This window comes from Actimicrobium antarcticum, from assembly GCF_039536745.1.
Taxonomy (GTDB): Bacteria; Pseudomonadota; Gammaproteobacteria; order Burkholderiales; family Burkholderiaceae_D; genus Actimicrobium; species Actimicrobium antarcticum.
The window spans coordinates 46,468-60,202 of the sequence record NZ_BAAAZE010000001.1 but is presented as its reverse complement, the minus strand read 5'-3'; the positions used below and the strand labels follow the sequence as shown (position 1 = coordinate 60,202).

Annotated in this window: 12 protein-coding genes; 7 read left to right on the top strand and 5 right to left on the bottom strand. The window is 58.6% G+C overall.

Annotation, left to right across the window (positions count from 1 at the left end):
- Positions 1-46 precede the first annotated feature (46 nt).
- A complete protein-coding gene (locus tag ABD720_RS00255; RefSeq protein ID WP_344761167.1) occupies positions 47-916 on the top strand; it encodes a MaoC/PaaZ C-terminal domain-containing protein in 870 nt (289 codons plus the stop codon).
- A 333-nt stretch (positions 917-1,249) separates the two neighbouring features.
- Here the strand turns inward: ABD720_RS00255 and ABD720_RS00245 are convergent, their stop codons facing one another.
- From ABD720_RS00245 to ABD720_RS00225, 5 genes are all read right to left on the bottom strand, one after another.
- On the bottom strand, positions 1,250-1,429 hold the full coding sequence (locus ABD720_RS00245) for a hypothetical protein (protein WP_344761166.1): 180 nt from the start codon (positions 1,427-1,429) through the stop codon (positions 1,250-1,252).
- Positions 1,430-1,536: 107 nt separating this feature from the next.
- Complete coding sequence (locus tag ABD720_RS00240; RefSeq protein WP_344761165.1) at positions 1,537-4,743, bottom strand: EAL domain-containing protein; 3,207 nt, start codon at positions 4,741-4,743, stop codon at positions 1,537-1,539.
- A gap of 195 nt (positions 4,744-4,938) precedes the next feature.
- Positions 4,939-6,105: an AI-2E family transporter gene (locus tag ABD720_RS00235; protein WP_425547890.1), complete on the bottom strand. Its 1,167-nt coding sequence runs from the start codon at positions 6,103-6,105 to the stop codon at positions 4,939-4,941.
- 184 nt (positions 6,106-6,289) lie between these two features.
- Positions 6,290-6,601, bottom strand: a complete 312-nt coding sequence (locus tag ABD720_RS00230) for a BON domain-containing protein (RefSeq protein WP_344761164.1) — start codon at positions 6,599-6,601, stop codon at positions 6,290-6,292.
- Positions 6,602-6,812: 211 nt separating this feature from the next.
- On the bottom strand, positions 6,813-7,535 hold the full coding sequence (locus tag ABD720_RS00225; RefSeq protein WP_344761163.1) for a Crp/Fnr family transcriptional regulator: 723 nt from the start codon (positions 7,533-7,535) through the stop codon (positions 6,813-6,815).
- A 365-nt stretch (positions 7,536-7,900) separates the two neighbouring features.
- On the opposite strand from ABD720_RS00225, the gene ABD720_RS00220 reads away from it, so the two are divergent.
- The 6 genes from ABD720_RS00220 (at position 7,901) to ABD720_RS00195 (ending at position 13,735) form a co-directional block, all read left to right on the top strand.
- Positions 7,901-8,050, top strand: a complete 150-nt coding sequence (locus ABD720_RS00220) for a lmo0937 family membrane protein (RefSeq protein WP_344761162.1) — start codon at positions 7,901-7,903, stop codon at positions 8,048-8,050.
- Positions 8,051-8,205: 155 nt separating this feature from the next.
- Positions 8,206-8,772 carry a ferritin-like domain-containing protein gene (locus ABD720_RS00215; RefSeq protein ID WP_344761161.1) on the top strand — a complete coding sequence of 189 codons (567 nt, stop codon included), beginning with the start codon at positions 8,206-8,208 and terminating at the stop codon, positions 8,770-8,772.
- 73 nt (positions 8,773-8,845) lie between these two features.
- On the top strand, positions 8,846-9,331 hold the full coding sequence (locus ABD720_RS00210; RefSeq protein WP_344761160.1) for a pyridoxamine 5'-phosphate oxidase family protein: 486 nt from the start codon (positions 8,846-8,848) through the stop codon (positions 9,329-9,331).
- Between the two features lie 62 nt (positions 9,332-9,393).
- Positions 9,394-10,050 carry a YiaD family glycine zipper/OmpA-like lipoprotein gene (locus ABD720_RS00205; protein WP_344761158.1) on the top strand — a complete coding sequence of 219 codons (657 nt, stop codon included), beginning with the start codon at positions 9,394-9,396 and terminating at the stop codon, positions 10,048-10,050.
- Between the two features lie 306 nt (positions 10,051-10,356).
- On the top strand, positions 10,357-12,435 hold the full coding sequence (locus ABD720_RS00200; RefSeq protein WP_344761157.1) for a site-specific recombinase: 2,079 nt from the start codon (positions 10,357-10,359) through the stop codon (positions 12,433-12,435).
- 55 nt (positions 12,436-12,490) lie between these two features.
- Positions 12,491-13,735 carry a D-amino acid dehydrogenase gene (locus ABD720_RS00195; RefSeq protein WP_344761156.1) on the top strand — a complete coding sequence of 415 codons (1,245 nt, stop codon included), beginning with the start codon at positions 12,491-12,493 and terminating at the stop codon, positions 13,733-13,735.

Sequence of the window (13,735 nt, the reverse complement as noted above, 5' to 3'; positions counted from 1 at the left end):
GGCGAGTGCGTCGACGCAGCGCTGCCCCGCACTCAGGGAACGCGCCATGCAATTTAATTATCACAGGCTCATGCACTGGCCGTTCCCGGAGGTCCGGCATGCGTATTCCGTGCAAGACACGATGCGCTACGCGCTCAGCCTTGGCGTGGGTGCGGACCCGCTGGATCCTGCACGGTTGAAGTTTGTCTACGAAAAAAATCTGCAAGCGTTGCCGACCATGGCCGTGATCCTGGGAACTCCGGGTTTCTGGATTCGGGATTCCGGTACCGGTATTGACTGGCTACAAGCACTACACGGGGAGCAGTATCTGACGTTGCACCAACCCCTGCCCATCGCGGCGACCATCATCGGACGCACCCGTGTGAAGAGCATTACCGACAAGGGTGCCGGCAAGGGTGCATTGATCGTGTTTGAAACGCAGGTAGCGGACCTGCCATCCGGCACGCTGCTGGCCACCGTGACGGTGAGTTACTTCTGTCGCGGCAATGGCGGTTACAGTGAACATGGTCAGCCCAGCGATCTGATTGCATCGGCGATGCCGATAATGCCGTCGACGCCGGCAGACATCATTTGCGATCTACCGACCCGGCCTGACATGGCCCTGATATATCGACTATCGTCCGACATGAATCCTTTGCACGCCGATCCGGCGATTGCTCAGGCGGCTGGTTTTCCGCGCCCCCTCCTTCACGGACTCGCAACGTTCGGCGTGGTGGGCCATGCGATTTTGAAGACGTGCTGCGATTACGAGGCGGCGCGACTTCGTGTGATCAATGCACGGTTTTCGGCGCCGGTTTTTCCTGGCGAAACCATCAGGACCGAAATTTGGCGGCAGGATACGGATGTGTTGTTCCGCGCCTCTGTGCTGGAGCGGGACTTGCTGGTCCTCGACCACGGATTTGCCGCCATCCAATAGCTGGTTCAGCCTTGAGCGGTCCACCAGCAGCGTTCTTGGCGTAACTCGTGACGCTGCATGAATTCGGGCGCTGTTAATTGATGAACAAATGCATTTCAGAGACGAAGCGCAAATTCATGGACGATAAACGGACGATAAACACCCGCTGTTGTGCCGTGCCCTGCGACGTATCGGAAGTCCGCTTTTTCCTTTGCCTGAGGTCGCGAAACCGTGAACATCACATGCCCGATTTTGGAGTTGGCAGCTCGGACACTTTAGATTGTGTGATACCCATGTGTTTGGCGGCTTCCGGTTGTGTCAGACCAAGTCTGCGCACGGCTTTTCTGATGTCGATCACCAAACCCGCTTCATCTTGAGCTCGTCTGGATCAGGCAGGCCATGGTCAAAAAACACGTTGGCGGAACCTCGGTGCACTTCAATGCCATCAACAAGTCGAGTTTTTATTTCTGCAACTGCTGTACATGTGGTTCGACCATTTTTAGCCTGGCCTGACCTGACCTGATTGATCTCCATGTCGTTCTTGGATGTACAGACCGGCTGCCGGGCCTCCCCTGCTCGGTCGCGACGAAGCAAAAACCGTTTCAATTGCCAACGATGGTGTGCCCACCACACCACCTCCCCTACCCCACCGTTTCCCGATGCGCCACCAGCCACTCCGCAAACTGCGCCGCTGGCAACGGCCGCGAAAAATGGTAGCCCTGCAATTCGTCGCAACCTGCGTCCTGCAGCACCTGCACGTCGCTGGCCAGCTCGACCCCTTCCGCCACCACTTCCAGCCCCAGCGTATGGCCCAGGCCGATGATGGCGCGGGTAACGGCCAGGTTGTCGGCGGACGTGTGGATGTTCTGGATGAACGAGCGGTCGATCTTGAGCTTATCGATCGGGAAGCGGTACAGGTAATTCAGACTGGAATACCCCGTGCCGAAGTCATCGATCGATAACGAAAAACCGAGCGCCTTGAGACTGTTCAGTACCAGCAAGATGTCATCGACGTTATCCATCAGCAGTGACTCCGTCAGTTCCAGTTCGATCTGGGCAGCCGGTACCGCATGGCGCGCAATCGCCTGGCTCAGGATGGTCGGCAAATTGGCATCCCGCAATTGCAGGGCCGACAGATTGATCGAAATCGGCATCGGTCCCACGCCCTGCTTGCGCCAGTGCTGATGCTGCGCGCAAGCTGCGTCGATGATCCAGGCGCCGATTTCGATGATCAGGCCGGACTCTTCGGCCAGCGGTATGAATTGCACTGGCGGAATCATCCCCTCGGTGGGGTGCTGCCAGCGCACCAGACTTTCGACCCCGGCGATGCGTCCGCTGCGCGCGTCGATACGGGGCTGGAAATGCAGTACCAGTTCATTGCGCTCGGTGGCGTGGCGCAGGTCGCTTTCCAGATGCAGGCGGAGGGTGACGCGTTCGTTGAGTGCCGGCGTGAAGAACTGGGCATTGTTACGGCCCAGCTTCTTGGCCTGGTACATGGCGGAATCGGCATGCCGCTTCAGACCGTCGATGTCGTCGCTATCATCCGGATAGACCGCCACGCCGATGCTGCACGAGATGTAGAGTTCGACCGCGTCGACCAGATGCGGCAGGCGCACGGCAGGAATCAGGCGATGCTCGACGATCTTGCCGATCTCTTCGACAGTGTCCACATTGTTGAGGATGATGATGAACTCGTCGCCGCCCAGCCGGCTGACCGTATCACCATCGCGAATCGCCGCGCTCAGCCGGCCGGCCACCGAACACAGTAACTGGTCACCAACATGGTGTCCCAGCGAATCGTTAATGTTCTTGAAACGGTCCAGATCGACAAACAGCACCGCCACCTTGCCGTGCTGGCGACGGGCCTGCTGGATCGATAGCGTCAGTCGCTCGTCACAGGAAAACCGGTTCGGCAAGCCGGTCAGCGCGTCGTGATGGGCAAGGTAATGAATCCGTTGTTCGCTGGCCTTGCGCTCACTGATATCAAGGGACATCGCAATAAAATGGGTAATGACGGCGCTGCTGTCGCGCACTGCATTCATGACCAGCCAGGAAGGATAGGCGCCACCGTTCTTGCGGTTAAGCCAGACTTCCCCCTGCCACGAACCTTTCGACGACGTGGTGTGGCGCACGGTCTCAAACAGGTCGGGTGGATTGCGGTCCGACAGAAATCCATCGGCCAGCTTGCCGATCAGCTCATGCATCTCGAACGCGCTGCCGCGCTGGAATGCCCGGTTCACGGTCACGACAAAACCGTGTTGATCCATCACGACAATGCTTTCGGAAGATGCCTCGAACACCTTGGCCCACAGTGCCAGGCCGGACTCCATTTGCTTGATGCGATTCATCGGCGTGAAGGTCGTTAGCACCGCAGGCTGCCCCTGGTAGTCCAGGCAGCGGGCCGATACCAGTGCCCAGGATGGCACTACGCCGGCAGTCCAGCTGACTTCGAATTCATCAACGGCACCGGTATCGCTGAGCAATTGAAAAAAGCGCGCGCGCGATTCCGAGGTCATCCCGCTTTGCCACGGGTCGCGCTCGCGACCATCCAGCCAATCGCGCGCGGCCTCGTTGGCATGCAAAATGCGATGGTCGGGAATCGAGGTCACCATCAACGGAATTGGAATGGCTTCGATCAGCGCACGCTGGGCAAGCGCGGCACTGGCCTGGGCAATCAGGTCCTGCTGTTCGAGACGTTGCTGGTTCAGTTGCAGCAGCATGCCGTTGAACGCGACAACCAGCCGACCGATTTCGTCATTGCTGTGCCAGTCGGCGCGCAGCGCGTAGTCGCCGGACCGGCGCACCCGGTCTGCTACGCCTGCCAGCTGACTGATCGGCAACGCGATCTGGCGTGCCACGAAAAACACCAGCGTCAGGATGATTGTCATCAATAACAGTGCGGTGCCGAGGTGCAGCCACATCCGCTGAAACGCCTCGTCGATACGTTCTTGCAGCAGACGCTGGAGTTGCTGATGGGTCAGCGACCAGGCGTTGCGCAGTGCACTGATTACCAGAACAGGTGCAGCAGCATTGGCATTGACTTCGGTGTTGGCCGTGTGCGCGGAATTGGCTTCGGCCATGCCGGCAAGATATTTGCTGTTAGAGCGAAAGCGTGTAAGCGCCTGTGCCAATGTCTGCTGACTTTGCAATAACGCAGTCTGAAGTTGCGGACTGCTGGCCGTGTAAGCTTCGCGGTAGTCGCTATCGATGCCGGCCTCGATGGCATCGATACGGCCCTCCAGAATCAGGAATTGCGTCTGTTCGATCGCGCGCAGCGGTTCCGGCGATCGTGCCATGACAGTTGCCAATTGCTGCATTTTGGCGATCACCTCCAGCAATTCCGGAAAGCGCAGAACCACCAGCGACATCGTGTAATAGCTATCGAGATCGGGATCAAGAATCAGGTTGGACTGGTTTCCGATTCGTGTGAGCAAGTCGCGTCCCAACGTCACCGTGCGTGCCTGCCCGACCGTTATCTGACCTGATGCCGCCAGCGCGTCGCTGAACTGACGACTCAGTACGTCGCTGCCCATTTGCAGGCCAAAGCGGACTTCTGCTGTGTTGATTGCCTGAGCCGCGGGTACCAGGTTGGCCTCCTGTCGTGCGCCAACCGCGGGTTGCAGCGGCGCCAGCATGCCCTGCTCGACCACGCCCAGCAAGGCTTCGCGCACGGTACTGATGTAGTTGTTTCCGATAATTTCCTTGCGGGCAAAATCGATCGCAATGTATTTTTCGTGGATCAGGATGCCGGAGATAAAAATCACCGTGACCAGGTCAAGAAAATAGATCAGCGCCAGCTTGCGGCCGACGGTCAGGCTGCCAATCAGGCGGGGGAGTTTGCGCCACATAATACGGCCGTCCTGGGTTGCGTGCGACACATTGGGACATGTGCCTGAGCTACCCGCGGACTGGCGCTCGCGCTTGTTAAAAAAGTTCCGCGAGAGGAACTATACTGCATTGCAACATAGAAAGTCTTAAAAACATCAACAGCCCACCTCGGCTCACGCACCGACGCTGGTCGTCGCCTCCCCTTTTTTTTAGCGCTACTCGCCCAGCAACTCCGCCACCGCCTGCATGCCCTCGATGTGTTCCGCCGCTACCCGGATAATGACAACCACCGGCACGCCCAGCAGCATGCCCCAGATTCCCCAGAGCCAGCCCCAGAACAACAAGGCAATGAAGACGGCCGCGGCGTTCATGCGGGCAATCCGGCCGGTCATCCAGGTCGTTACCAGCGTCCCGACCAGCGTCGAAATCCCCAGCGATGCACCGGCCACCAGAAATACCGATGGCAAGGTCCCGAACTGCAGGAACGCCATCAAGCCCGTGGCAACGGTAATGAGCAGCGGCCCGAAGTACGGGATGACATGCAGCAGCCCGGCTGCCACGGCCCAGGCCCCCGCGTTTTCCAGGCCGATCGCCCGAAATGCGATCCACATCAGGAAGGCCAGCAACGAGTTGGTCACCAGCAGCATCGACATGTATTTCTGAATCGACGAGTTGATGTCATTGAGGATGTGGATGGTAATTTTTTTGCTGGAAATCGACGGCCCGGTCAGCTTGACGAGCTTGCGCTTGAAGGTATCGCCCGACAGCAACAGGAAGAACACCAGGAACAACACAACCACTGCTTCGCCCAGCAAGCCGGCGGCACCCATCGAGCCCGCCAGCAGCAGGTCGCTGACCCGCACCGACGGCGGACCGGACGGAAAGGCACGCGGTCCGGATTTGTTGCCCGACGTGGCCGATTCGATTTCGCTGGCGGCGGCTTGCATCCGTTGTAAAGCGCTGGGCTGTCCGGTCTGGCTGCGCTGCAGCGCGCGCGACACCTTGTGCGAGGCCTCCGGCAAACTTTGCACGATCGACTGGAACTCATCGGTAAGCGTGTTTGCCGCAGCGGCCATGCCGCCTGTCAGCGCGAGCATAACCAGCACGGTGCCCACCATGCGCGGAATACGTACGCGCTCCAGCCATGCCACCAGCGGATTCAGTGTGTACGCAATGAAGATGCCGCAGAGCAGCGGGATCAGGAATTTTTGTGCCGCCTGCAAGGCAAACAAGGTTGCCACGATGGCGATGATACCCAGCGACAGCCCGCGCGCATCCACATGCACGCGCGGGGCGAACGGTATTTTTTCGGGCGGGGACATGACGGCGGAAACAGCGTCAGGAAGTGGCTTGGGCGCAGCAACGGGTGGGGAAGTCGTCATCACGATCTCACTGAAAACGGTTGAATTGATTTGTCAAATTAGCCATTACACGTAACACACGCAAAACGGCCCGGCAATCAATGCCGGGCCGTTTGACCGTCTGTCATCGGACATCGCGGTGCCGCTAAGTCCAATCCTGTGCCGCGTTCGGTGATTCCGCTGCCGAACGCGGCAGGAGCCAGTCTTACTTCATGCGGATGTCGTTCTTGACTGACATTACGCCTTTGACGCCGCGCGCAATTTGCGCTGCCTTGGTGGCGTCATTCTGGTCTTTGACGAAACCGCTCAGTTGAACCACGCCCTTGAACGTTTCGACGTTGATTTCTGTTGCTTTCAACGTTGGCTCATTGACGAAGGCCGCCTTGACTTTGGTGGTGATGACGCTGTCATCGATGTATTCGCCTGTGCCTTCTTTGGTCGATGTCGACGCGCAACCTGCTACAGCGATCAATGAAGCGGCGAGGAAAAATGTGCTGATGCGTTTGGAAAAAATCATGGTGTATATCCCTGTAAAAAGTGGTCGATCGAAGAATCTGTAAAAAAAACACAGGCCCGTTGCTCTGTGGCGCTGCGACTCACAGTGATGCGGTATACCGTCGAATCAGTTTGCCTCATGGGCTTACTGTCTTCCTGGTTACACCCCAGTCGTAGCCGGACTGTAGCGGCACGGCAATCAATGCTCTGTGCGGCACCGTACATAGCTCTGTCTATTCAGACAATTTCTGGCGTGAGCTTGTTTGAAGTCGGCGATCTGTCGCATAGCAGGCACAAGCAGCTCGTTCCAGCCCCGCACCGTCGAGGATTGTGATAGCACCGCGCGAGTAACGGATCAGTCCTTGCAACTGCAACGCGCTCGCCGCCTTGGTCACGCCAGCCCGGCGCACTCCGAGCGCCTGTGCGAGAAAGCCCTGGGTCATCTGGAATTTATTCATGTGCATGCGGTCACGCATGCGCAGCAGCGCCCGCGCCACGCGTGGCTCGACAAAATGGTAATGCGTACACAAGGCATTACGACTGGCCTGCAGCATCAGGTCACGCAAAGCGTCATAGAGCACCGTTTGCAGCGCAAAACTATGTGCGAGGATTTTTTTCAGGATCACGACATCGATCTGCATCGCGCTTCCGCCAATTTCCACCACCGCGATCAATCCCGGCTCGTTCTTGGTGCCGACGTTGCCCATGCCCATGCCCATCAGACCAATCACGCTGTCGTTTCCGGCCTGAGCGATTTCCAGTGCCGCACCGGACTCATTGACCGCGCGCAGGGACATCAGACAGTCGACCGGAAACCAGATTGTTTTGACCGGTTGATGCGGATGTTGCACGACCTGCCCCATGCACACGATGACGGGATGGAGATCATGTGCGATTTCGGCGTAGTCGGCGGCAGGAAGCGCAGCAAGCAGGTGGTTAGGTATTCGTGCTGTCAATTCAGCTGTTGGTACAGTTTTCAACTTGGCCTCGGTCACTCTGGATCCCCGTGCGACGACGTGGTCAGATGTTGCACAGGCTACGCAACAAACTTGCCAGGGTATGTACGCTGACGCACAGAAGTTCAGCCACCCCCGAGGGCACAATTGCCGTCGTGATGTTGAAACAGAATCATCATAACTGACTCACCAGCAGCACGACATGCAATCAGAACAAACGCAAGTCGCGTGGCACGGCCAGCCTGGCCCGGAAGGCACCGTCCGCACCTGAATTACAGAAGCAGAAGCAGCAGCCCCGGCCGGGTGAGACAAGCACCACGTCCCGCCGGGAGCGCCCCTATCAATCAATAAAAGGAATATCCATCATGTTGTACACAATCGCAGTTGTATTGATCATTCTGTGGCTGCTGGGCATGGTCACTTCGTACACGCTGGGCGGCTTCGTCCATATTTTGCTGGTGATCGCTGTTGTGGTGATTTTGCTTCGCATCATTTCCGGCCGCAAGCCGCTCTAAATGTACTCAACGACCGCGCTCTGCTGAGCGCGGTCGCGCGCGTCTCCGAACCTATTTCCCTGCGAATCAGCATTCTGAAGCCGGTTGCCCAACAACCGTGATCCGCATTATTCCCAGCGACATAGGCTCTTTCCACCCCAATCAAGGAATCCAGCATGAGCGTCACTCTCCCTGCAAAAACCACCACCACCCGCACCAAACTCACTGACACTGCGACGCTGCGCCAACGCGCACGCCAGCACATCGATGACGGTGCAGTAACCGACGGCTACGCGGGCGACCGCACTGCTGTTCTGGCAATGCTCAATGAAGCATTGGCAACTGAACTGGTCTGCGTGTTGCGCTACAAGCGGCATCACTTCATGGCAGACGGCATTCATGCATCCGCAGTGGCCGCCGAATTTCTCGCGCACGCCAATGAAGAAGCCGGACACGGCGACATGATCGCCAAACGGATCGTGCAGCTCGGCGGCGAGCCGGATTTTTCGCCATCGACTCTGACAGCGCGCAGCCATGCCGAGTATGTCGAAGGCAGCAACCTCGAAGAAATGATCAAGGAAAACCTGGTGGCCGAACGCATTGCCATCGATAGCTACCGCGAAATGATCGAATTCATCGGTGACACCGACCCGACCACCCGCCGTATGCTGGCCGAAATCCTCGAAGTCGAGGAAGAACACGCCGACGAACTGGCCTCGCTGCATCGTGGCATGAAGCAGTAATCTGTACTGAATTCACCGGATTGCCAGCGCGGCTTGCGCGCAATCCACACTACGCTCGAACTAGGAGAGAACGATGACTGACTGGCCAAGTTTTTACGAAGCGATCAACGAGATCAAGTTCACGATGCTGGTAACGCACGACGAAGCCGGCCTGATGCAGGCACGGCCATTTACAACGCAGGTAGCAGGGCGCGAAGGTGCCGTCTGGTTTTTTACCCGAACCGATTCCGACGTCGTCGCCGACATTCGCAGAGATGAGAACGTCCTGCTTTGTTATGCTGACTCGTCAAAAAACCGGTTTATTTCATCATCAGGAACAGCCACTCTGTCCCATGACAAGGCGCTGATCAGCGAACTATGGAAACCGGCGTACACCACTTTTTTCCCTGCAGGCGTGGATGACCCTGCGCTGTGCCTGTTGCGTGTACAGATCGCAAAGGCCGACATCTGGGATTCCGACAAATCTGCCATGGAACGCATGGTCACCATGGCCAAAGCCGCCGTCGGCATCAAAGTCGACAAAGACGAATTGGGCGAGCACGCGGTGCTTAAAAAGTAAGCACACTGCTGTTCAAGCAAATAATCATCCACTCACGAACAACTGATGAAAGCGACAAAATTATGCGCACATTTGCAATCATTGCGACCGCCGCCATTCTGGGCATCAGCGGTTGTGCCGACATGTCCGGCACGCAGCGTGGCACGGCCACCGGTGCAGGTATCGGTGCCGGCCTCGGCGCCATTCTGGGTGCCTCCACCGGCGGCGGCGGCGGTGGCCGCGCGGCTGGCGGTGCCCTGCTTGGCGGCGCCGCAGGCGCCGCCATCGGCAACATCTGGTCTACCCGCATGGAGAACCAGAAACGCACGATGGAACAGGCCACCCAGGGCACGGGTATCCAGGTCACACAAACGTCCGACAACCGGCTCAAGCTGGAAATCCCCAGCGATATCTCGTTCGATACCAACCGGTCGGATATCAAGGGTAATTTCCGGCCCGTGCTGGACCGGTTTGCAGCCAGCCTGAATGACAATCCCGCCACCGCGGTGACCATCATCGGCCACACCGACAATACTGGCAGCCCGGCGATCAACAATCCGCTATCGGTCGACCGCGCAGCCCGCACGCGCGATTACCTGACCAGCCGCGGCATCTCGCCGAACCGCTTTACGATTGAAGGCCGGGGCGAAAACGACCCGATTGCCTCAAACAACGATAGCAACGGCCGTGCCCGCAACCGCCGTGTTGAAATTTACGTCGCGGAACAGCAGCAACGCTAAGTCATTGATGGTGTCGGCTATTGCCTGGCTTGCGAGTCGTCAGGTAACGAGCCGGTAAGCCTTGCGTGACGGGTCAGACTTGGGCAGGATTCAATGGGGATCGCCCGATCTTGGCAGTGTCGTCACTGCGAAGATCGGGCGACCTGGTGACGTACCGGCCAACGGCGTACCGCACAACGCTGCAGACATCCGCCCACTCTTCATTACCGATACCTGAATACTGATCCCGAGCGCAATTGCCCGAGGAGTTACACTGCGCGGCCAGACTCCGCCTCGTGCTTATCCCCTGAACAATCATCTGACCGCATGCTGACTCTCCTAGAACGTATTACTGCCGATCCTGTCAACGACGACATTGATGCGCTGGTCGACCTTGTTGCATTGATTCGTCCATCCAGTCCGGCACAGGGCAAACTCGCCGCCGCCAATGTGCGCATGCTGGTGCAACTCCTGAAAGGCAATCCGGCACATGCTGCCGCGTTGCGCCATTACCTGCTGCACGTGCTGTCGATCCGGCGGCACACCACCGTGTACACGGACATCGGCATCCTGCCCAGCTATGGCTTTTTTAGCGAACTGTTTCGCCGCTTGTCTTACCGGATATTGCCGCCAGCAATCGACAAGCTGTACCTCAGCGATTGCCTCGACCGCATCCTGAGTGTCGATACCGATTACCAATGGCTGCAGGCGATCGACGCGCGCGACTGGCAAGCGCTGCTGGATGTGATTGCCAGTGGTGCCACGCACCTGCGAACAGGCGAAGCCCTGCGCACCGATCAGGCAGCGCACCGGCTGGCCAACATGGAATTGCTGGAGGCGATACAAACGCTGTCGCATCGCATCAGCGCCATGGGCCTGGAACCCGACCTGGTGCGCATTCATCCCGATCTCGAAAAATTCGAATCGCCATTCCTGGTCCAGAACGTCGAAGCACATCGATTCCTGGATAGCGCGCTGCGCCGACGCGACGCGGCCGACGCCAGAGCGACCACCGCTGCGCCGCCAGAGAACGAGGCCACGACACCGCCCGTCGATGCCGACCATTTGCTGGTGATGCTGGACCAGTGCGACAGCGTGATTGCCCGCATCCGTAAAAAGTCATTGCTCCTTGGGACCACAGTCGCATTGACCTATCTGCTGGTACGCCTGACCCAGAACATCGAACGCCTGCGTCGTCTGCTGTTGCTGGTCGACGTCACACCCTCTGCCGTGGCGCAACCCTGGACCGAGGTGCGGCGGCAGCAGACGCTGGAACTGGCCATGGACCTGGCGAAAGCGCACAACCGCAAATACGCCATCCGCGAACTGTTCACGGCCAACATCAATCTGCTGGCCCGCAACGTCACCGAAAATGCCAGCCACACCGGCGAACATTACATCGCCGAAAACCGCAGGGAATATGGCGCGATGTTCCGCTCATCGGCCGGTGCAGGCTTCATCATTGGCTTCATGGCGATGCTGAAAATCCTGGCGTCCTACCTGCGCGCCGCACCACTGGTCGAGGCATTCCTTTTTAGTTTGAACTATTCGCTCGGCTTCATGCTGATCCATCTGCTGCATTTCACGGTCGCCACCAAGCAACCGGCGATGACTGCAGCGCGCATCGCCACCGACCTGCAAACACCGGATAGCCGCAACATCAACATCGAGAGTCTGGCGGACCTGATCGTCAAGGTGCTGCGCACCCAATTCGTTGCCGTCTTTGGCAACCTGGTGACGGCTTTTCCGACCGCACTGGCCATCGCCAGTGTCTGGATCAGCATCAAGGGTCACCATCTGGTGTCGCCCGACAAGGCCCGCCACATGCTGGCGGATATCGACCCGCTGAGTAGCCTGGCAATTTTCTACGCCGCGATTGCCGGTGTCTGCCTGTTCCTGGCGGGGATGATTTCGGGTTATTTCGATAACCGTGCGGTCTATACCAAAATGGCGCAGCGCGTGCTTCGGCTGCACGGATTGCGTCGCCTGTTCGGCGAACGACGGCATGCGCGCATCGCCCATTACATCGAAAAAAATCTCGGCGGCCTGATGGGAAATTTGTTCTTCGGCATCCTGCTCGGGACGATAGGCACCTTCGGCCAGCTGGTCGGGCTGCCTCTGGATATCCGGCACATCACCTTTTCGGCAACGAATCTGGCGATCGCCTGGGTCGGTCTCGATTTTCTGGTGAGCTGGCAAACCATGCTGACGTCGGTGGTGGGCATTCTCTGTATTGGCATCGCAAATCTGCTGGTAAGCTTTGGACTGGCATTGTTCGTCGCATTGCGCTCGCGGCAGGTGCGCTTTACCAAAGGCTGGACATTGGTCAGGGCGTTGCTGTCACGGCTGGTGCATCGGCCACTGGACTTTTTCATTGCCCCAAAAATCGGAGTAAAGCCGGAATGACCAGCATCGCGTCAACAGCCACCCGAACGGGTCGACCAATCAGAGGATTGAGTGCATGCAAGTAGCGGTCGTAGGCGGAGGCATCCTGGGCGTGAGTACGGCCTATTTTCTGGCTGCAGCCGGTCATGAAGTGGTCGTCATTGAACGGCGCAGCAATGTCGCCGAAGAGAACAGCTTCGGTAACTCCGGACTGGTTGCACCGGCAGTCGCGGCGCCGTGGGCGATGCCTGGCATGCCGCGCAGGATCATGTCGCAATTGTTCAAGGATGAAGCAGCGGTATTGCTGCGACACCGGTTCGATCCGGCGCTGTGGGGCTGGGCCCGACGCTGGATTTCGGAGTGCGACCAGACACGCTTTCACACCAACAAACTGCGTTTGCAGCGGCTCGGCTTTTACAGCCGTGATCTGTTGCAAAACCTCAGACTGCATTACCACATCGACTACGAACAAACCGGCGGGCACCTGCAACTGCTGCGCACCGAGCGCGACCTGCTGATGGCACAACCGCTGCTGGCGCTGCTGGCAGAAACCGAGGTCGCGCATGCGCTGCTGGAGCCGGCTGCCGCACGCGAGATCGAACCGGCACTGGCCGCCACAACGCCCATGACAGCGGCGTTGCAGTTGCCGCTGGATGAGGCAGGCAACTGCGCCTTGTTCACCAAGCATCTTAAAACCATTGCGCAATCCATCGGTGTCACCTTTCATTTTGGCGGACAGGTGGCCCGCGTCGACCGCATCGACAACCGCGTTGCGCTGCAGATCGCCGACATGCCTTTTTCGGCAGATGCGGTGGTGCTGGCAGCCGGCAACGACAACCCGCGCTTGCTGGCCAGCATCGGCGTACGCATTCCGGTGCTGCCAGTACAGGGCTATTCGGCCACTTGTACCATCCGAGATTTTGAGGAAGCGCCGCTGGCATCGCTGAGCGACACCCGTTACAAAGCCACCATCACGCGCTTTGGCAACCGGGTCCGCATCGCCGGTGTCGCGGACCCGCGGGCACGTACGCCGGAAGTGCCGGAAGCGGCGCAACGCACGCTGCGTAAAGTCGCCACCGACTGGTTTCCGAATGCCAGCAATTACAACAATGCCACGCTCTGGAGCGGGATACGGCCGATGCTGCCGGACGGCGTGCCGGTGATGGGCGCGACCCCGATGCGCAATGTCTATGTCGGGCTCGATGACGGCGCCAACGGCTGGACCGCATCGCTGGGCATCGGCAAGATTTTGTCCGACCTGGTCTCTGGCCGCGCGCCAGACATCGATCTGGATGGCTTGACCCTGTCACGTTTCGGATGA

Excerpts from the sequence above, each read along its gene's own strand:
- ABD720_RS00255 (WP_344761167.1), top strand. The coding sequence starts at position 47 with ATGCAATTTAATTATCACAGGCTCATGCACTGGCCGTTCCCGGAGGTC.
- ABD720_RS00245 (WP_344761166.1), bottom strand. The coding sequence starts at position 1,429 with ATGGAGATCAATCAGGTCAGGTCAGGCCAGGCTAAAAATGGTCGAACC.
- ABD720_RS00240 (WP_344761165.1), bottom strand. The coding sequence starts at position 4,743 with ATGTGGCGCAAACTCCCCCGCCTGATTGGCAGCCTGACCGTCGGCCGC.
- ABD720_RS00235 (WP_425547890.1), bottom strand. The coding sequence starts at position 6,105 with ATGACGACTTCCCCACCCGTTGCTGCGCCCAAGCCACTTCCTGACGCT.
- ABD720_RS00230 (WP_344761164.1), bottom strand. The coding sequence starts at position 6,601 with ATGATTTTTTCCAAACGCATCAGCACATTTTTCCTCGCCGCTTCATTG.
- ABD720_RS00220 (WP_344761162.1), top strand. The coding sequence starts at position 7,901 with ATGTTGTACACAATCGCAGTTGTATTGATCATTCTGTGGCTGCTGGGC.
- ABD720_RS00215 (WP_344761161.1), top strand. The coding sequence starts at position 8,206 with ATGAGCGTCACTCTCCCTGCAAAAACCACCACCACCCGCACCAAACTC.
- ABD720_RS00210 (WP_344761160.1), top strand. The coding sequence starts at position 8,846 with ATGACTGACTGGCCAAGTTTTTACGAAGCGATCAACGAGATCAAGTTC.
- ABD720_RS00205 (WP_344761158.1), top strand. The coding sequence starts at position 9,394 with ATGCGCACATTTGCAATCATTGCGACCGCCGCCATTCTGGGCATCAGC.
- ABD720_RS00200 (WP_344761157.1), top strand. The coding sequence starts at position 10,357 with ATGCTGACTCTCCTAGAACGTATTACTGCCGATCCTGTCAACGACGAC.
- ABD720_RS00195 (WP_344761156.1), top strand. The coding sequence starts at position 12,491 with ATGCAAGTAGCGGTCGTAGGCGGAGGCATCCTGGGCGTGAGTACGGCC.